We start from the raw sequence: 18,284 nt of genomic DNA, 5'->3' as shown, positions 1-18,284 counted from the left end.
GTATTACCAATTGAAATATACCATAAACAGGCAGTTAACGCAAGACTGCCCAATTGAATGGCTTCTCGCAGACCTGCATTGTTAAATTTACCGCAAGCCTGACCTAAAACAACGACAGCTGATTCTGCTCAGGGAGAGCTTCTAAACAGCCTTGATTATCGAGATATTCCATAATGGTTTTCGATACCTTTCCTCTTTGCTGCAAGTCCTCTTTAGATAAGAACTCTCTATCTTCACGCGCTTTAACGATATTTAATGCGGCATTTGTCCCAAGGCCAGGAATTGAATTAAATGGCGGAATGAGAGAATTACCGTCAATTACAAACTGACTCGCATGCGAACGGTATAAATCAACTTTTTGGAAAGAAAAGCCTCGTTCACACATCTCTAATGCCAGTTCAAGGACCGTCAATAGATTCTTTTCTTTTGTCGAAGCATCAAGACCTTTTGCTTGAATTTCTTCAATTTTGGCACGAATAGCATTAGAGCCTCTTACCATCGCCTCAATATCGAAATCTTCCGCCCGTACTGTAAAGTAAGTTGCGTAATAAAGAAGCGGATGATGCACTTTAAAGTAAGCTATCCGTACCGCCATCAATACATATGCGGCGGCATGGGCTTTCGGGAACATGTATTTAATTTTTTTGCATGAATCGATATACCATTCAGGTACGTCTTGCTTAATCATTTCCTCTTCCATTTCAGGGGTTAACCCCTTTCCTTTACGGACCGATTCCATAATTTTAAAGGCAAGTGATGGTTCTAAGCCCTGGTAAATTAAATACACCATAATATCATCACGACATCCGATTACTTCACTGAGCGTACATGTACCGTTATGAATCAGCTCCTGTGCATTGCCAAGCCATACATCTGTTCCATGGGAAAGACCTGAAATTTGCACAAGCTCAGAAAATGTTGTTGGTTTTGTATCTTCCAGCATTTGCCGGACGAAACGTGTCCCGAATTCAGGGATTCCGAGTGTTCCGGTTTTACACATAATCTGTTCTTCTGTGACTCCCAATGTTTCAGTTCCGCTGAAAATCTTCATAACCTCGGGATCATCTGTCGGAATTGTCTTTGGATCAATTCCGCTTAAATCCTGCAGCATCCGGATTACAGTTGGATCATCGTGTCCGAGAATATCGAGCTTTAATAAATTATCATGGATTGAATGGAAATCAAAATGGGTTGTTCTCCACTCAGATGTTCGATCATCTGCAGGATATTGAATCGGCGAAAAGTCGTAAATGTCCATATAATCCGGTACGACAATGATTCCGCCAGGGTGTTGGCCAGTAGTTCTTTTTACACCTGTACAGCCTCTTGCTAATCGGTCTACTTCTGCATTTCGCAGCATCAGGTTATTGTCATTCATATACCCTTTGACATACCCGTAAGCTGTCTTATCTGCGACAGTACCGATTGTTCCTGCCCGATAGACATAATCCTCACCAAATAATTCTTTTGTGTAGTTATGGGCTCGTGGCTGATATTCCCCGGAGAAGTTCAAGTCAATATCTGGAACCTTATCTCCTTTAAAGCCTAGGAAGGTTTCAAATGGAATATCATGTCCATCTTTTTTATAGGATGCCCCGCACTCTGGACAGTTTTTATCTGGCAAGTCAAAACCAGAACCGACACTTCCGTCATTAAAGAATACAGAATGCTTACATTTTGGACAGACATAATGCGGAGGAAGTGGATTCACTTCGGTAATCTCTGTCATCGTTGCCACTAATGAAGAACCTACCGAGCCCCGCGAACCGACCAGATATCCGTCATTCAGTGATTTTTTTACAAGTTTATGAGAGATTAAATAGATAACGGCGAATCCATGGCCAATAATACTTTTTAATTCTTTCTCTAAGCGGGCTTCGACGATTTCAGGGAGCTCGTCTCCATAAATGCTTCGCGCCATTTCATAGCTTTTTTGCCGAATCTCTTCGTCAGCCCCTTCAATTTTAGGCGTATAGAGGTCATCTTTAATCGGCTTAATCTCTTCGATCAAATCCGCTATCTGATTCGGATTATGAACTACGATTTCTTTCGCTTTTTCCAAACCAAGGAAAGCAAAGGATTCTAGCATTTCTTGCGTTGTTCTAAAATGAACGTTCGGAAGCTTATGCCGATTTAGCGGATTGGCTCCTCCTTGAGAGCGAACTAAAATTTCACGGTAAATATGATCTTCTGGGTTTAAGTAATGCACATTTCCAGTGGCACAAACTGGGACCCCTAACCTGTCACCCATAGTCACCAATTTTTTGATAATGTCTTCAAGAGCGGTCTGATCCTTCACCAGTTCAAGCTCAATTAAATGTTCGTAAACCTCTTTCGGGTGTACCTCGATGTAGTCGTAAAATTTCGCAGTTTCTTCTGCTTCTTCAGGAGACTTTTGCATTAAACTTTCAAAAACTTCTCCCTTATCACAGCCGGACCCTACTAATATCCCTTCCCTGTGATTAACAAGAACGGATCTCGGGATTCTTGGAACACGGTAAAAGTAATCCATATGCGAGATCGAGATCAATTTAAATAAATTCTTTAATCCCACATCGTTTTGCGCGAGTAATGTACAATGTGACGGTCTTGAACGCTGCCACGCCGTACCTTCCCCCATAAAATCATTAAGCTGATCATGATATTCAATTCCCTTATTAAGGGCATCTTTTAACATTTTCGCAAGCAGATAACCGGTAGCTTCTGCATCATATATTGCCCGGTGGTGCTGAGTCAGTTCGACGTCAAATTTTTTCGCCAAAGTATTCAGACGGTGATTTTTTAATTCCGGATATAAAAAACGAGCTAGCTCTAGTGTATCAATAACCGGATTCCCCGCTTTTGGGAAGCCAATCTTTTTATAGCCGACATTTAAGAATCCCATATCAAATGAGGCATTATGCGCAACTAAAATATCGTCTGCTACCCATTCTCTGAATCTCGCAATTACTTCCTCTGGATCAGGCGCATCCTTCACCATTTCATCCGTAATTCCTGTCAAGTCAATCGTTGTTGCGGATAATGGGTGATGAGGATTCGCAAATGATTCAAAGCGATCGATAATTTCTCCATCCCTCATTTTGACAGCGGCTAATTCAATAACTGTGTCATAAACCGCTGACAGACCGGTTGTTTCAACATCAAAAACAACATACGTAGCGTCTTGCAGCAAACGCTTGTCTGGATTATAGGCGATCGGAACACCATCGTCGATTAAATTAGCTTCAATCCCGTAAAGAACCTTAATCCCGTGTTTTTTCGAGGCACTAAAGGCTTCCGGGAACGATTGAGCCACAGCATGGTCTGTGATTGCAATCGCTTTGTGTCCCCATTTTTTAGCCTGGGCAATGAGTGATGAAATGCTTGAAACAGCATCCATTTGACTCATTGGCGAGTGGGCATGCAATTCAACCCGTTTTTCCCCTTCTGGAACAGTATCTTCTCTAGTTGGCGTTGGAATCTCGTTAATGTCATTGGCAATCATCACTAAATCCCGGACAAATGTATCATTTTGAATGCTGCCGCGGACACGGACCCACATCCCCTTCTGAATCATTTCTAAGATTCTAGCATCTTCCTTATCACGCGAGAACATTTTAACCATTAATGAGCTTGTATAATCAGTTATTTTAAACGTTAGTAAAGTACGCCCGCTCCTAAGCTCTTTTGTTTCCGCATCAAATATGTAGCCTTCGATTGCAACTCTTCTTTCCTCATCGACAATATCTATTAATTTCTTGAATTCTTCATCATTTTTTATGGTATACCCGATCGTAATCGGACCTTGCGGCTTATCATCACTAGCCTGATCTGCCTGCTTTTGTTGTTCTTGCATCGCAAGCAATGCCCGCTGTTCGTCTTCTTTTTGTTTTTCCATCAGAAACTTCTCGTATTCTTCCTTTGAGTTAGATTCTTCTTTGAGCTGGAACTCTAAGACAAAGCTTGGAAAACCAAAGCTTTCATATACCTCTTTAATCATGTCACCATATTTACGCTTTAACGCTAGCAATTCTGTATCGTTTGCAACTGAAACCAGAACCTTATTCCCTTTTAATTGAGGTACTTGCTCTGTTAAACGATGGAGGATTGGCGGTGCGATTCCCTCCAATTCTTGTAAGACTAGTTTCCAGTAATCTATGATTTGCTCTCGGGTAACGTCTTTGTCATCCGTGGAAATGGCAAATGATATTTTCGCTATATGGGAAAAAGTATCTCTTAGCTTTGAAATGAATAGCTGGAAGAGTGTACTTGGAATAACCGAAGTAAAATGAAACGAAAAATGCCATATTTTTTTTGATCGCTCGATTTCAAGCTTTATGATTTTTGCATCCTTAAATGCTAAAACAGTAGCGTCATCCACCAGCTTTAGCTGATCTAATAGAATTTGAAAATGCTGCTTTTGTTCTGGAAGGTGATCACTCATTTCTTTCCACCTCTTATTTCTATGTTCTTTCGACATTATATCACACGTTCTAAGTCTGTTCTTCTATCAATCTTACTGAAAATCTGCTGAATGAAGGGGCATCATGCGATGTAAAAGGGTTCCCCTTTTAAATAAAAAATTTTCACTTATAAAGTAAGGCTGTTTTCGAAAACTTTGTTGTTTTTTAATGGAGCCAAACACGTCCGTTCCATTTCAGTTAAAAAAATATATTCGGGTAGCAACAATCTTTGCGAAAACAGCCTAAAGTAAAAAGAAAAGCCAGCAACAGGGTGCTGGCTTTAGCTTTATTATTTTTTAAACCGGCTCGCTAATTCTTCGGTGAGAGCTTCAACCTTAACTTCTTTCATCTCACCATTTTTTCTCTCTTTCCACTCAATAATACCGTCGCTAGCTTGTTTTCCTACTGTTAATCGGACCGGAATCCCGAATAAATCTGAATCTGCAAACTTGACTCCAGGTCTTTCCTGTCTGTCATCATACAAGACCTCATAGCCTAATGATTGTAATTGACTGTATAGTTCATCGGCCAATCGGCTTTGGGCTTCTTCCTTAGGATTTACTGCGATTAAATGAATTTGATATGGTGCAACCGCATCTGGCCACAAAAGCCCTTTTTCGTCAGAGAATTGTTCCGCAATTGCAGCTACTAATCGGGAAACGCCTATTCCATAGCAACCCATTATCATTGGCTTCGATTTTCCATTTTCGTCTAGGAAAGCGGCATTCAATTTTTCACTGTAAATCGTTCCTAGCTTAAAGACATGTCCAACTTCAATTCCTTTGGCAAACTTGATTGTTCCTAATGAATCAGGGGAAGGATCACCTTCTTGAATCAGACGGATATCTTGATATTCGGTCTCGGAAAAATCACGTTCAGGATTCACATTAATAAAGTGGTAGCCATCCTCATTGGCACCGCAAACACCGTTGACGATATATTTAACCGCATGATCGGCGATTATCTTTACTTGTTTGACTCCAATTGGACCTAAAGAACCGATTGAGGTGCCTAGAAGCTCCTTCACTTCTTCAGGGGTCGCGAGTTCAGTCTCTTGACCATCCAGTAAATGATTGAGCTTCACATCATTGACTTCATGGTCGCCGCGAACCAGTACTAATACAAACTCTTCTCCTGTTTTAAATAACAAGGATTTAATGCATTTCGAAGCGTCTAACTGGAAAAATTGACTGACTTCTTCAATCGTTTTTTGATTCGGTGTTTCCTTTTTCTCAAGCTCAAGAGGTGCTTCATAGCTTTTTTCATATTGATCTATAACAGGCGCCATTTCGATATTGGCTGCAAAATCACTTGAATCTGAGTAAGCGATTGTATCCTCTCCAATTTCGGAAAGAACCATAAATTCATGATTGTCTTTTCCGCCAATCGCGCCACTATCAGCAAGAACCGCACGGAAATTTAGACCGCAGCGGCTAAAAATCGCAGAATAGGCATCCTTCATTCTTTCATAGGTGTCATCTAAACTGGAAGCTTCAGCATGAAAGGAATACGCATCCTTCATGAGAAATTCTCTTCCCCGCAACAAACCAAATCGAGGCCGTTTTTCATCCCGAAATTTTGACTGAATTTGATAAACCGTTAATGGCAGCCGCTTATAAGATTTAATTTCATCACGTACTAGCGTCGTAATCATTTCCTCATGGGTAGCTCCCAAAGCAAAATCACGTTCATGACGATCCTTTAATCGCATTAATTCTGGTCCGTAAGAATACCATCTTCCGGATTCTTGCCAAAGCTCAGCAGGCTGTAAGGCCGACATTAGTACTTCAGCAGCACCCGCCCGGTCCATTTCTTCACGGACAATATTTTCTATTTTGGCAAGCACTCTCTTGCCAAGCGGCAGAAAGCTATAAACGCCGCTGGCATTTTGTCTCATGAACCCTGCTCTTAATAAATAAATATGACTTTTAATTTCAGCATCAGCTGGTGTTTCTTTTAGTGTAGGTATAAGCGACATACTTTGCTTCATTTCATTGCACCTCTCCAAATTCCCATTTAAAGTGAAGGCTGTTTTTTATATGTTTGTTGCAAAAAACCGCAGTTGAAATACACTTCGCTTTCCGAGGGCCACCCGCGAGTCTTCTCGCTCCAGGGTCTCGCCTGGCTCGTTTTTCCCACTTTCCACTGCTACTATCTATTATTTATATGAGGCAGTGGAAATGAGTCTTCGTGTATGTCAACTGCTTGATGCCTATTTCATAAAAAATGTATCTGTAATAGCAACAACCTTTAAGAAAACAGCCAAAGTTTCTTACAAGAAGAATCGCTGAATATCATTCCATGTTACAACTAACATAAGGAGCATCAGCAAGGCAAATCCAATAAAATGAACAATTCCCTCTTTTTGTCGGTCTATTGGTTTTCCGCGCACCAATTCAACCGCAAAGAATAAGAGCCTGCCTCCATCTAAAGCTGGAATCGGCAAGAGATTCATGATTCCTAAATTGATGCTTAACAGGGCGGTCCATTTCATTAAATTGTAAATCCCTGCATTGGCTACTTCTTCAGTACTTTTGTATATTCCTACTGGGCCAGACAGCATTTCAATGGAAAAATTACCGGTCACCATTTTCCCTAAAATATATATTATTTGCTTTGTCCAAAAATACGTTTCGGTTACACCATACTCTGCAACGGATAACGGATTTTTTTCAAATGGCCGATAAACCCCGATTTGCCCATATTCCTGATCATTTTCCTCTAACACATGAGGGACTACAGTCAGTTCAATTATCTCTCCGTCACGGACAATCGAAAAGGTCACTTCTTCACCCGGATGATCTCGGACAATTTCAATAATATCGGTCCAATTGGTCACTTCTGCCCCGTCAATCGATTGGACAACGTCTCCTTCGCGCAGGCCAGCCTCTTTCGCAGCGCCGTCTTCGGTAATTTCTCCTAATACCGGATCCTCAATCGGAACCCCTTGGAGAAAACCAATAATGATAAAGATTACAAATGCGAGGATAAAGTTCATCATAGGACCGGCAAAAATTGTCATAGCACGCTGACCTAATGTTTTGGAAGCAAATTGTCGATTATAAGGTGCGATCATTGTTTCCTGGTCATCTTCAACCATAATTGCACTTGGATGAATCGGATATCTTACTCTTACATCTTCATCCTCATCTTCAACGTATCCCTCAATAAAGAGGTCATGTTCAAGTTCAACCTGTTCCACTTCCATTAAACGAATGTTTTCGTATTGATCCTTCTTATTCAGAATAATTTTGATAACTTCTTCCTTTTCATTCAATTGCAATCCAACGCGATAGCCAGCTTTTATTTCGACAACCTCTGGGTCTTCTCCAGCCATCCTCACATAACCGCCAATCGGCAGTAAGCGGATTGTATAAAGGGTTTCCCCTTTTTTGAAGGATAAAATTTTTGGACCAAAACCGATTGCGAATTCTCTACATAAGATTCCGGCTCGTTTTGCAAAAACAAAATGCCCTAATTCATGGAAAAATACGAGTGAACCAAATATAAGAATAAAGGCTATCACAGTATCCAATAAAAAAACCACCTTTGTTTAAGTGTCACTTCTTATCTGTGGGGCAATAAAGACCTGACCCATTCTCTTGTTTCTTTATCTATCTGCAAGATCGTATCTAAATCTGGATGAGAGATGGGGTTATGATTCAATAACGCTTTTTCAACAAGGTCATCAATTTCTAAAAATGTTATTTGTCTATCTAAAAAGGCTTGCACCGCTATTTCATTGGCTGCATTTAAAACCGTTGTCATCGATCCCCCTGTCTTCCCTGCCTCAAAAGCAAATTTCAAAGCTTTAAATCTGTCTAAATCCATAGTCTGAAAATGAAGTTTCCCCACGTTTGCGAGATTTAATCTTTTTGCTTTTGATAAAGGAAGGCGATCCGGATAAGATAAAGCATACTGAATCGGGACTCTCATATCTGGTGTGCCTAACTGAGCAATTACACTAGAATCGTGGAACTCGATCATCGAGTGAATAATACTTTCCTTATGCAGGAGTACTTCGATCTGCTCGTAAGGAATTCCAAAGAGCCAGTGCGCTTCAATCACCTCTAAGCCTTTATTCATCATCGTAGCTGAATCAATCGTTACTTTTGCTCCCATCGACCAGTTCGGATGGTTTAGGGCTTGTTCAACTGTAACCCCTTTTAATTCTTCACGTGTACGGTCACGGAAGCTCCCCCCTGAAGCAGTGATAATCAGTTTGTCTATATTTTTCTTGTTTTCTCCCTGAAGACACTGGAAAATCGCCGAATGTTCACTATCAACCGGAAGAAGATCAGCTCCGTACTTTTTTGCCTCTTCTATAACGATATGCCCAGCTGTTACGAGGGTTTCCTTGTTTGCAATTGCTATCGTTTTCCCTAATTTAATAGCTTCTAGAGTCGGCTTTAGGCCTAAACTTCCGGTTACAGCATTTAATACAAGATCTCCGCCTGGGTCCGTTGCGATTTCTATTAACCCTTCGTCCCCATATGTACATTTTATGCTTGGATATTCTCTTTTTAACTGCTCTGCATCAATTTTTTTAGAAACCGACACCGCTTTTGGGTGAAATTCCTGAATGATTTGATGGGCAGCTTCGATATTTTTCCCTACAGCAAACGCGTTTAAAGCAAATTCGGTAGGATGCTCCCGAATAACATCTAATGTTTGGGTTCCAATCGAACCACTTGCACCTAACAAGTTAATGGATTTCAAAACAAACGGTCAACTCCCTGCTTGCAAATTACATTCCCTATATCAGGATAAAATTAAGTAACGGCAGGACAAATAATAAGCTGTCAAACCGATCTAAAATTCCTCCGTGTCCAGGCAGAATATCCCCTGAATCTTTTACATTATAATATCGTTTTAAGGCAGACTCTACTAAATCGCCTATTTGGCCAAATACGGACAATACAATTGTACCGATTACATATATAACAAGATTATCTGTAATTGCAGGGTATACCAGGAAAAAGACAATCGCGGTAATGATGGCACAAACCACCCCGCCGATTGAACCTTCGACTGTTTTATTTGGACTGATTTCCGGCCATAGCTTTCTTTTGCCATAGGCTTTTCCGATAAAATAAGCCCCTGAATCGGTTGTCCAAATAATGAACAGTGAATATAAAATAAAGTAAAGCCCCTCTTCCCTGGTTACTATTAAAAAGTAAAACCCGATCCCTACGTACAAGGTAGAGAGGATAGAAAATGATACATCATCAAATGTAACTTTATTTTTGGTTATAACCGTATAAGTCAAAAATAAAAGAACAATCAAAAACACTAATTCCATTTTTGAGAACAGCGTATCCTCAAGCCATGCTGTCTGTTCAGCAGGCAGCAGGAAAACCCATAACATAAAGACAGAGAGCAGCCCTGGAACTGATCGTAAAGACTGCTTTCTCATCCTTAATAATTCATGCAAACCTATGGTTGCCAGTATGTATGTTGCAATCGTTAATAGTTCATTCCCATAAAAAACAATGGGTAAAAAGATAGCCCCTGCGATGATGGCTGTTATGATTCTTTGCTTCATAAAATCTTCCTCACATTATACGCCCCCGAAACGGCGGGAGCGTTTCTGATAAGCTTCAACAGCTTCCATAAAATGATCTTCTGAAAAATCAGGCCATAATACATCTGTGAACCAGAATTCGGTATAGGCCAGCTGCCAAAGCATGAAATTGCTTAATCGAATTTCGCCGCTTGTCCGAATCAGTAAATCCGGGTCATCCAATGTGCCTGTCATTAAATATTTAGAAAAGATATCTTCGGTTATTTCATCTTCCTTCAGTATACCACTTTTCGTATCATTTAAGACTTGCTTCACGGCATCTAGGATTTCAGCTCTTCCCCCATAATTTAAAGCAAAGTTTAAAATCATCCCGGTATTGCCCTTCGTATCTTCCATCGCTTTTTTGACAGCACGTTTTGTATGTTCAGGAATTGAATCCATATATCCGATCATTCGTACTTGGACATTTTCTTCGACGAGCTCAGGCAGATAAGTATCTAAAAATTCTTCAGGAAGCTTCATTAAGTAATCTACTTCACTTTTGGGACGTTTCCAGTTCTCTGTTGAGAAGGCATAAACAGTCAGGGCTTGAACACCTAAACGATTGGCCAGCTTTGTGATTTTTTTGACTACTTTCATCCCTTCATGATGCCCGGCTACTCTAGGCAATGCTCGTTTTTTCGCCCATCTCCCATTTCCGTCCATGATAATCGCTACATGTTTGGGAATGGGATGTTTAATTGCCTCTTGCTCACGTTGTTCTTGAGCATCCAATTTTTTGGAATGCTTCTTAAAGCCTAGCTTGTGAAGCATAAAAAGTCCTCCTTTGTCCCCTATAAGAGTACCCAACATCCAACTTGATTCTCGGAATCAAATTGATTTCTTGCATGATTATATCAAAAATTGACATATTTTTCTTCATATTTATGTTATGTATAAAAATAAAAGCTTAGTTCCCATCATATCACTGCTTTAAAAATAAATAAAACTCGCCGGTGCAGGCGAGCTTTTGGACAGAAAAATATCTGAAGAACCTTTAGTCCTTCCTTTCAATTGCTTTACAGTTCGTATAAAAAAGAGAGGGTAACCCTCCCTTTTACACTTCCATAATTTGTTTTTCTTTATCCTTCGCGAGAGAGTCAATTTTGGCAATTTGCTCATCTGTGAGCTTTTGCACATCATCGCTAAGCCTGTGAAGATCATCTTCAGTTAATTCGCCATTTTTTTGAAGTTTTTTCAATTCATCATTTGCATCACGACGGATGTTGCGAACGGCTACTTTTGCATCTTCCGCTTCCTTCTTAACAACCTTAACTAATTCTTTTCTGCGTTCCTCTGTTAATGGAGGTACCGTAAGCCGAATGATGCTTCCGTCATTAGAAGGTGTCAAACCGATATCTGATTTTAAAATAGCTTTTTCAATATCGCCTAAAATTGATTTGTCATAAGGCTGAATCACAAGCAACCGGGCTTCAGGTACTGTGACAGATGCCAATTGGTTGACAGGAGTCGGAGCCCCATAATAATCAACCGTTACCCGGTCTAAAATAGAAGCACTTGCACGTCCGGCTCTTATACTGGCTAATTCCTTTGAAAAAGCCTGAATCGCCTTGTTCATTCGATCCTTCGTCGATTCCATTACTTGTTTTGCCATGTTATTTCCCCCTTACAATCGTTCCAATAGATTCACCCATAACGGCTCGTTTAATATTTCCACTTTCCATGATGGAGAAGACAATGAGTGGGATATCATTATCCATACAAAGCGAAGAAGCTGTGGAATCCATGACTGTTAATCCTTCTTTAAGCACATCTAAATAAGATAATTCATCATATTTTTTGGCATCCTTGTTCACTTTCGGGTCAGCGGAATAAACACCATCTACGTTGTTCTTTGCCATCAAAATGACATCAGCTTCAATTTCAGCTGCACGCAGGGCAGCGGTTGTATCTGTTGAAAAATACGGATTCCCCGTACCTGCAGCAAAAATGACAACCCTTTTCTTTTCTAAATGCCGGATAGCCCGTCTTCTAATATATGGTTCAGCCACTTGTCTCATATCTATAGAAGTTTGAACTCTTGTTTCAACCCCAATTTGTTCTAGGCTATCTTGGAGAGCAAGAGAATTCATAACGGTAGCGAGCATCCCCATATAATCTGCAGTTGCACGGTCCATTCCCATTTCGCTTCCGACTTTGCCGCGCCAGATATTGCCGCCGCCTACAACAACTGCAACTTCTACTCCAAGGTTCGCTAATTCTTTGACTTGATCTGCAATAGATTTAATAACAGTTGGGTTAATACCGAAGCCTTGCCCGCCCGCAAGAGCTTCCCCGCTTAATTTTAAAACGATGCGCTTATATTTTGGATTGCTCATATGAACCTCCGATTATGTAGTTAATAGAAATGCGCAATGGGTTGGCACATTCCGTAACTTGTTAAAGAAAACTTGGCTAGCGACAAACCGATAGGCGCAGGCGATTGCCTAGTTACACATATCACGTGCGAGGTGCCACGTCCTAATGTATAGATTGACTGGGGCATCCTCCCCATCGTACTTTATTCCTAAAATTGGACACTGCGTCGGCTTATCTTCATTGCTGCCAATTTATCTTTCTTAAAGTGTAAAAATAGGGGCAATCCCATAATGGCCTTTTCCCCTCTCTTAAAAATAGACTCATTTCCATTCTATTCTTAAGAGAGAGGGGCAGACACTTTTTCTAGGTTTGCCCCTCAGGATTATGGAATTGCTTATTTTTTAACTTGGCTCATTACTTCTTCAGCAAAGTTGTCTTGGCGCTTTTCAATACCTTCCCCAACTTCATAGCGAACGAAGCTTTCAAGTGCAGCCCCTTTAGACTCTAAAAATTGACGTACTTTTTGGTCTGGGTTTTTAACGAAAGCCTGGTCAAGTGCGCAAATATCTTCGAAGTATTTGCTTAGACGTCCTTCTACCATTTTCTCAACGATGTTTTCAGGTTTACCTTCGTTGAGAGCTTGTTGTTTTAATACTTCACGCTCATGTGCCACTTCTTCCGCGGAAACTTGATCACGTGATACGTATTTTGGATTTAGAGCTGCAATATGCATAGCGACATCTTTAGCAGCGTCTTCATCTGTAGATCCTGTTACGACTGTTAATACACCAATACGTCCACCCATGTGAAGGTACGCGCCAAACGCATCGTTATCGCCTTTTGTTTTAATTTCAAAGCGGCGTAATGTTAATTTTTCACCGATTTTAGCAATCGCTGAATTGATGTACTCTTCTACCTTTGTCCCATTTGCCATTTCTTGTCCAAGGGCATCTTCAACAGTAGCAGGCTTCTTTTGAAGAAGAAACTCTGCCAAATCTTTAACTAGAACTTGGAAACCTTCATTCTTAGCAACAAAGTCTGTTTCAGAGTTAACTTCTAAAATTACAGCTGCGTTTCCTTCAGCTAGAATATAAGTGGTTCCCTCAGCAGCGATACGGTCTGCTTTCTTAGCAGCTTTTGCAATTCCTTTTTCACGAAGGAAATCAATTGCTTTGTCCATATCCCCATCTGTTTCTTGTAGTGCCTTTTTGCAATCCATCATGCCGGCACCTGTTTTTTCACGTAATTCTTTAACCATTTGCGCAGTAATTGCCATTACGAGAGTCCTCCTTATAAAAAATTATGTACTTTGAAGATTTAATAAATATAAACGGGCGCTTACGCTTTTCTCAGTATTTGTACTTTTTAGGAAATGATTCTTAAAAAAAGGTGATAAGGAATGTTATCTTATCACCTTTCATATTATTAGTCTTCTGCTTACACTTGTGCAGTAGTAGCAGCTGTTGTTTCTTCGCCTTGCTTAGCTTCTAGAATAGCATCAGCCATTTTAGATGTAAGAAGTTTTACAGCACGAATTGCGTCATCATTCGCAGGAATAACAACATCAATTTCATCTGGATCACAGTTTGTATCAACAATTCCGATAATTGGAATATTTAATTTATGTGCTTCAGCCACTGCGATTCTTTCTTTACGAGGATCAATAACGAAAAGAGCATCTGGTAAAGTTTTCATTTCTTTAATACCGCCTAAAAACTTCTCAAGACGATCTTGTTCTTTTCTTAATTGAACCACTTCTTTTTTAGGAAGTACATCAAAAGTTCCATCCTCAGCCATTTTTTCAATAGCTTTTAGACGAGCAATACGTTTTTGAATCGTTTCGAAGTTTGTCAATGTACCACCCAACCAGCGTTGGTTTACATAGTACATGCCAGAACGTTCTGCTTCTTCCTTAACTGATTCTTGTGCTTGTTTTTTAGTTCCTACGAAAAGAATGTTACCGCCACCTGCAGCTAATTCCTTAACATAGTTATAAGCATCTTCAACCTTTTTGACAGTTTTTTGAAGGTCAATGATGTAAATGCCGTTACGCTCAGTGAAGATATATTTCTTCATTTTTGGGTTCCAACGGCGAGTTTGGTGTCCAAAGTGTACACCTGCTTCTAGAAGTTGCTTCATAGAAATGACAGACATGTGTTTTCCTCCTAATTTGGTTTTTCTTCCTCCGCTCCTGTCATTTTTAAGAAAAACTATTTCACGAAAGTGTAATAGCACCGTTTCTTAAATCAAAGAGCGTGTGTAATCACACCAAAAGTTACTATAGCACAATAAAAGATTACATTCAAGCATGATTCATAGAATCCCATAAAATTTTAATGTCAGTTCAACCTCTGTTTTTCCTTTATCTACTTTTTTGGCAATTGCTTCAATCGTATGCCCCTCTTTCCAGAGGGAGATGATCTGTTCTTTAAGACTTTCCGCAGAGCCTGTTTCAGTTTGAAGAGGCTGACCTTCAAGCTTTAACCATGGAGGAAGCTCTTCCGTGCTTTTAGCGACCGTTTCCGTTTCTTTATATGCTTTCCGGACTTGGTCAAGCTGAATATTATTCTTGGATAGAGATACGATTGGTTCGGGAAAGTCGTCTTTACCTCTTTCATCCGCTGTTCTTTCCTCTTGAATAGCTGGTAAATCCGGTTTGTAGATGGATGCTTCCTCTCCTGAAAGTGTTTTTTTTCCAAGCAAACCCTGCAGCTTTTCGTTCTCCTCCTTAATTTCATAGAGGAAGGACGATAGTACATCCTCCATTTCTTGTAAGGCATGCTGCTGTTTCCTATCAAGATCTTGCAATCGATGCTGTCTTTGAAATAAGATAACAAGGGCTAGCAGGCATAGTATATTTAAAAATATGCTAATGGTTAAAAAGAAAGCAGTCATTTTTTCATTCCTTTTTACGAGCTATAATCGATGATTTTCCCTTTATAAGGGTGTTTCATCTGGCTTTTTTCCTTTTGATTATTGCTTTTTTGTTTTTTGGGATGTTGATTTTGATCCTGGGAGGATGATTCCTTTTTTTGATTTTGAACGGACCCTTTTTGTTCCTGTTTCACAACGGTCTGTTGTTTCTGTCTGTCTTCCTTATGTATAAGTTCATTATTCACATCATGTTGCACGAGATTGCGCTGCATTGCTTCACTTTGCAGTTTCCCTAAGTCTTGTGTTCTTGGAATCGCAATTTGTAAATCAATGGACTTCATATCCAAAAGTGTCACATCCACATCTTTAAATATTCTTTCAATTTATACAGTGCTTTTGCATGTATTTGTGAAATTCTCGATGTAGAAAGTTTCATCACTTGCCCAATTTCCGTTAGGGTTAATTCCTCTTGATAAAAGAGAGAAAGGACTAATTGTTCTTTTTCAGACAGTTCCTTAATTCCATTAGCCAGCTCACAGATCTTTTCGTCAAACGTAATAGATTCTTCTGGAGTCGGAGTTTGTTCATCTTTTACATACAATGGATGATCGGATTGTTCACTATCATAGGAATGATCATCGATGGATAAAACGGAAGCATAGAAATATTCAGTCATTGTTTTATACACATCTTCTTCTGTTGTTTCCAATTCTTTTGCAATTTCAGCTGCCGTTGCCTGCCTGAAATACTTTTGCATCAGCTTTTCTGAAGCAGCTTCTACTTTCTTTGCCCGGTCTCTTGTACTTCTGGGAAGCCAATCTTCTTTTCTCAGACCATCAATAATAGCCCCTCTGATTCGAAAGGATGCATAAGTGTCAAATTTTAAATCACGATTTGGGTCAAATCGTTCGACTGCATCAAATAACCCCATCATGCCCAAACTTATGAGATCGTCCTTCCCGACATTTTTAGGCAGACCAGCAGAAATACGCTGAACATGGAAATGGACAAGTGGCATATATCTATGAATTAAAGTATTACCCGCTTCCTGATCACGGGCTTCCGACCATTTTTGCCATAATAACTTTTCATCATCTGTTAATGCGTGTGCCATGTTGAACCTCCTTGTCCTTTTAGATCTTCAAAGCTTGTTTAAGCATTGCGATCCTTTTGAATTTGGTTTCGAATAAACGAAACGACTTTTTCCATATCTTCTTTTTCTAGTTGTTTAGTTAATGTTACTAATTCTTTTTCACTGTCTATCTTTACTTCCTCTTCTGTTACTTCCTCATTCGGTTTTTCTGGTTTGTTAATGCCAATTGACCACAAATATCTGATGATATACATAATGAAAAATAAGATTATAAAGACTAATAGCGATTGAATGATTAACTGTAATGGTTGCTTTTTTTCAATAGAAAGAAAGAAATATAGAAGAAAACCCAACAAACCAAATGAAAAATTCCAAAACCAATGACCACTCACTATATTTCATGAACTCCTTTGTTGACGGTTTTGACCAGCAGAACTCCGGTTTCTATCACAAAATCTATCGTTCTCCCATTTGTACCGCCAGTATCCTCTGCCACGACGGGTAAATGGAGAAGCTTTAGCTGATTTTTAACAGCTTCAATATTTCTCGCACCAATTCTCATTAGTTCGTTTGCCCCAGAATAATGGAACATTTGGGCACCACCAGCTAACTTCGCCTTTATATAGAGCTTTCTCGCGCCTTTTTCTAATAGCAGGGCAAACAGGTTTGGAATAGCTGTATCAGCGAATTTGGCAGAATGGTTTGTCCCTGCTCTCGCTAATGAAGAATCCGGCAGCATGACATGAGCCATTCCCGCTATTTTCAAGCCTTCATCGAATAGTACGACTCCTACACAAGAACCCAATCCAGTCGTTCTTAATATTTGCGGAGCTTGTCCAAGCTTCATATCGGCGATCCCTACTTTGATAATCATTTCTGCGCTAATCATCGTCCTTTTCAACTCCGAGAGAGCGAAATAGGACTGGGATCGATTCAGGGTCAGGAAGTAAAAAGAAATATCCGTCTACTTTCTCTTCTTTCCAATTATCCGAATGTAAAAAAGTTTCGATTACAATCACAGAGTCTGTATAAGTGGACATTTCTAACATTCCATGGGCAATGATCGCGCCGAACATATCGACACTGACAGCTGGAACGGATGGAACAAGCTTTAAGCCTGAAAAATCAGACAAGGCAGAAAGATAGGATCCTGAAACAATATTCCCAATTTCCTCTAATACAGAAATAGACAGACTTGAAAATGGCGGCTGCTGAAAAGAAACAGGTTCATTCAACAAAATCTCTACAAAACGCTCCCCGTGTTTAACAGGTAAAACAAAGAACATATGGCCATTAATATCTCCATGAATTGTTAAATAAGCTGCTGTCACCACAGACTCACTACCGCCAGACAGTTCCATCATTTCATCATAGGAGGCTAAGCGAACAGAAGGAACTTCCATATCGACCTTTTCTTTCAGTAAAGAGGATAAGGCGGTCGCAGCGTGGCCAGCACCAATATTGCCTACTTCCTTGAGAATATCTAAATGAAAATTAGTAATGGCATAAAGATCCATCTCGGCAAGACTCCTAACTATATAGCAGCTGATTTAAGCTCCTAATACTTTTCCTACGTTTAATAAAATCATTATCCGTTTGTTATATTGAAGCACACCTTCAATAAATTCAGCTTCGCTATCGGTAGCAAAGGTCTTTGGTGACTCAATCATCTCACTGTCAATATCAATCACATCATTGGCCACGTCGACAATTAATCCCACCTCGTATTCATCAGTTGAAACAATGATGACTCTTGTCCGTTCTGTGTAAGCTTCTTCCTTCATTCCCAGTCTGACTTTAAGATCAACTGCCGGAATCACGACTCCCCTTAAATTAATAACCCCTTTTATAAAGTTGTCTGCTAAAGGGACTCGGGTTATCGGCAATACTTTTTCAATTGATGTAACTTGTTCAACCGGGATTACATACTCTTTCTCCTTTAATTGAAAAACAATTAATTTTTGCTCATGTTTCTCTGACATCGTACATCCCT

17 protein-coding genes are annotated in these 18,284 nt (G+C 39.9%); all 17 read right to left on the bottom strand.

Annotated elements, in window-relative coordinates; genetic code table 11:
* Positions 1 to 103: 103 nt before the first annotated feature.
* Complete coding sequence (locus tag CRO56_RS15955; protein WP_097159625.1) at positions 104 to 4,423, bottom strand: PolC-type DNA polymerase III; 4,320 nt, start codon at positions 4,421 to 4,423, stop codon at positions 104 to 106.
* 308 nt (positions 4,424 to 4,731) lie between these two features.
* Positions 4,732 to 6,432 (bottom strand): proline--tRNA ligase, encoded by a 1,701-nt coding sequence (locus CRO56_RS15950; protein ID WP_097159624.1) that lies wholly within the window; start codon positions 6,430 to 6,432, stop codon positions 4,732 to 4,734.
* A gap of 282 nt (positions 6,433 to 6,714) precedes the next feature.
* Positions 6,715 to 7,977 (bottom strand): RIP metalloprotease RseP, encoded by a 1,263-nt coding sequence (gene rseP / locus CRO56_RS15945; protein WP_097159623.1) that lies wholly within the window; start codon positions 7,975 to 7,977, stop codon positions 6,715 to 6,717.
* 32 nt (positions 7,978 to 8,009) lie between these two features.
* Positions 8,010 to 9,161 carry a 1-deoxy-D-xylulose-5-phosphate reductoisomerase gene (dxr, locus tag CRO56_RS15940; protein ID WP_097159622.1) on the bottom strand — a complete coding sequence of 384 codons (1,152 nt, stop codon included), beginning with the start codon at positions 9,159 to 9,161 and terminating at the stop codon, positions 8,010 to 8,012.
* Between the two features lie 37 nt (positions 9,162 to 9,198).
* Positions 9,199 to 9,987, bottom strand: a complete 789-nt coding sequence (locus CRO56_RS15935) for a phosphatidate cytidylyltransferase (RefSeq protein ID WP_097159621.1) — start codon at positions 9,985 to 9,987, stop codon at positions 9,199 to 9,201.
* Between the two features lie 15 nt (positions 9,988 to 10,002).
* The gene (locus CRO56_RS15930; RefSeq protein WP_097159620.1) at positions 10,003 to 10,779 is read right to left on the bottom strand and encodes an undecaprenyl pyrophosphate synthase; all 777 of its coding nucleotides are present in this window, start codon (positions 10,777 to 10,779) and stop codon (positions 10,003 to 10,005) included.
* Between the two features lie 283 nt (positions 10,780 to 11,062).
* Positions 11,063 to 11,620, bottom strand: a complete 558-nt coding sequence (gene frr, locus CRO56_RS15925; RefSeq protein WP_097159619.1) for a ribosome recycling factor — start codon at positions 11,618 to 11,620, stop codon at positions 11,063 to 11,065.
* A gap of 1 nt (position 11,621) precedes the next feature.
* Positions 11,622 to 12,344, bottom strand: a complete 723-nt coding sequence (gene pyrH / locus CRO56_RS15920) for a UMP kinase (protein ID WP_097159618.1) — start codon at positions 12,342 to 12,344, stop codon at positions 11,622 to 11,624.
* Positions 12,345 to 12,718: 374 nt separating this feature from the next.
* Positions 12,719 to 13,600, bottom strand: a complete 882-nt coding sequence (gene tsf / locus CRO56_RS15915; RefSeq protein ID WP_097159617.1) for a translation elongation factor Ts — start codon at positions 13,598 to 13,600, stop codon at positions 12,719 to 12,721.
* Between the two features lie 161 nt (positions 13,601 to 13,761).
* Entirely contained in the window at positions 13,762 to 14,478 is a 717-nt protein-coding gene (rpsB, locus tag CRO56_RS15910) for a 30S ribosomal protein S2 (RefSeq protein WP_097159616.1), read from the bottom strand.
* A 159-nt stretch (positions 14,479 to 14,637) separates the two neighbouring features.
* Positions 14,638 to 15,219 carry a hypothetical protein gene (locus tag CRO56_RS15905; protein ID WP_097159615.1) on the bottom strand — a complete coding sequence of 194 codons (582 nt, stop codon included), beginning with the start codon at positions 15,217 to 15,219 and terminating at the stop codon, positions 14,638 to 14,640.
* 14 nt (positions 15,220 to 15,233) lie between these two features.
* A complete protein-coding gene (locus tag CRO56_RS15900) occupies positions 15,234 to 15,545 on the bottom strand; it encodes a hypothetical protein (protein ID WP_097159614.1) in 312 nt (103 codons plus the stop codon).
* Positions 15,546 to 15,550: 5 nt separating this feature from the next.
* Entirely contained in the window at positions 15,551 to 16,312 is a 762-nt protein-coding gene (locus tag CRO56_RS15895; protein ID WP_097159613.1) for a FliA/WhiG family RNA polymerase sigma factor, read from the bottom strand.
* A 38-nt stretch (positions 16,313 to 16,350) separates the two neighbouring features.
* Positions 16,351 to 16,683, bottom strand: a complete 333-nt coding sequence (locus CRO56_RS15890; protein WP_097159612.1) for a hypothetical protein — start codon at positions 16,681 to 16,683, stop codon at positions 16,351 to 16,353.
* Complete coding sequence (locus tag CRO56_RS15885) at positions 16,683 to 17,180, bottom strand: chemotaxis protein CheD (RefSeq protein ID WP_097159611.1); 498 nt, start codon at positions 17,178 to 17,180, stop codon at positions 16,683 to 16,685. Before CRO56_RS15885 ends, CRO56_RS15890 begins: the two co-directional genes overlap by 1 nt.
* Positions 17,173 to 17,808, bottom strand: coding sequence for a chemotaxis protein CheC (locus tag CRO56_RS15880; RefSeq protein ID WP_097159610.1), 636 nt, complete (start codon positions 17,806 to 17,808; stop codon positions 17,173 to 17,175). Before CRO56_RS15880 ends, CRO56_RS15885 begins: the two co-directional genes overlap by 8 nt.
* Positions 17,809 to 17,841: 33 nt before the next feature.
* Positions 17,842 to 18,273, bottom strand: coding sequence for a chemotaxis protein CheW (locus CRO56_RS15875; protein WP_097159609.1), 432 nt, complete (start codon positions 18,271 to 18,273; stop codon positions 17,842 to 17,844).
* Between the last annotated feature and the right edge of the window lie 11 nt (positions 18,274 to 18,284).

Origin of the sequence: Bacillus oleivorans (assembly GCF_900207585.1) — a bacterium.
GTDB classification, from domain to species: domain Bacteria; phylum Bacillota; class Bacilli; order Bacillales; family JC228; genus Bacillus_BF; species Bacillus_BF oleivorans.
This window is presented reverse-complemented; position numbering and strand designations above follow the sequence as displayed.

Excerpts from the sequence above, each read along its gene's own strand:
- CRO56_RS15930 (WP_097159620.1), bottom strand. The coding sequence starts at position 10,779 with ATGCTTCACAAGCTAGGCTTTAAGAAGCATTCCAAAAAATTGGATGCT.
- CRO56_RS15880 (WP_097159610.1), bottom strand. The coding sequence starts at position 17,808 with ATGGATCTTTATGCCATTACTAATTTTCATTTAGATATTCTCAAGGAA.
- CRO56_RS15875 (WP_097159609.1), bottom strand. The coding sequence starts at position 18,273 with ATGTCAGAGAAACATGAGCAAAAATTAATTGTTTTTCAATTAAAGGAG.
- CRO56_RS15895 (WP_097159613.1), bottom strand. The coding sequence starts at position 16,312 with ATGGCACACGCATTAACAGATGATGAAAAGTTATTATGGCAAAAATGG.
- CRO56_RS15950 (WP_097159624.1), bottom strand. The coding sequence starts at position 6,432 with ATGAAGCAAAGTATGTCGCTTATACCTACACTAAAAGAAACACCAGCT.
- CRO56_RS15905 (WP_097159615.1), bottom strand. The coding sequence starts at position 15,219 with ATGACTGCTTTCTTTTTAACCATTAGCATATTTTTAAATATACTATGC.
- pyrH (WP_097159618.1), bottom strand. The coding sequence starts at position 12,344 with ATGAGCAATCCAAAATATAAGCGCATCGTTTTAAAATTAAGCGGGGAA.
- CRO56_RS15885 (WP_097159611.1), bottom strand. The coding sequence starts at position 17,180 with ATGATTAGCGCAGAAATGATTATCAAAGTAGGGATCGCCGATATGAAG.
- frr (WP_097159619.1), bottom strand. The coding sequence starts at position 11,620 with ATGGCAAAACAAGTAATGGAATCGACGAAGGATCGAATGAACAAGGCG.
- CRO56_RS15935 (WP_097159621.1), bottom strand. The coding sequence starts at position 9,987 with ATGAAGCAAAGAATCATAACAGCCATCATCGCAGGGGCTATCTTTTTA.
- CRO56_RS15955 (WP_097159625.1), bottom strand. The coding sequence starts at position 4,423 with ATGAGTGATCACCTTCCAGAACAAAAGCAGCATTTTCAAATTCTATTA.
- tsf (WP_097159617.1), bottom strand. The coding sequence starts at position 13,600 with ATGGCAATTACTGCGCAAATGGTTAAAGAATTACGTGAAAAAACAGGT.
- rpsB (WP_097159616.1), bottom strand. The coding sequence starts at position 14,478 with ATGTCTGTCATTTCTATGAAGCAACTTCTAGAAGCAGGTGTACACTTT.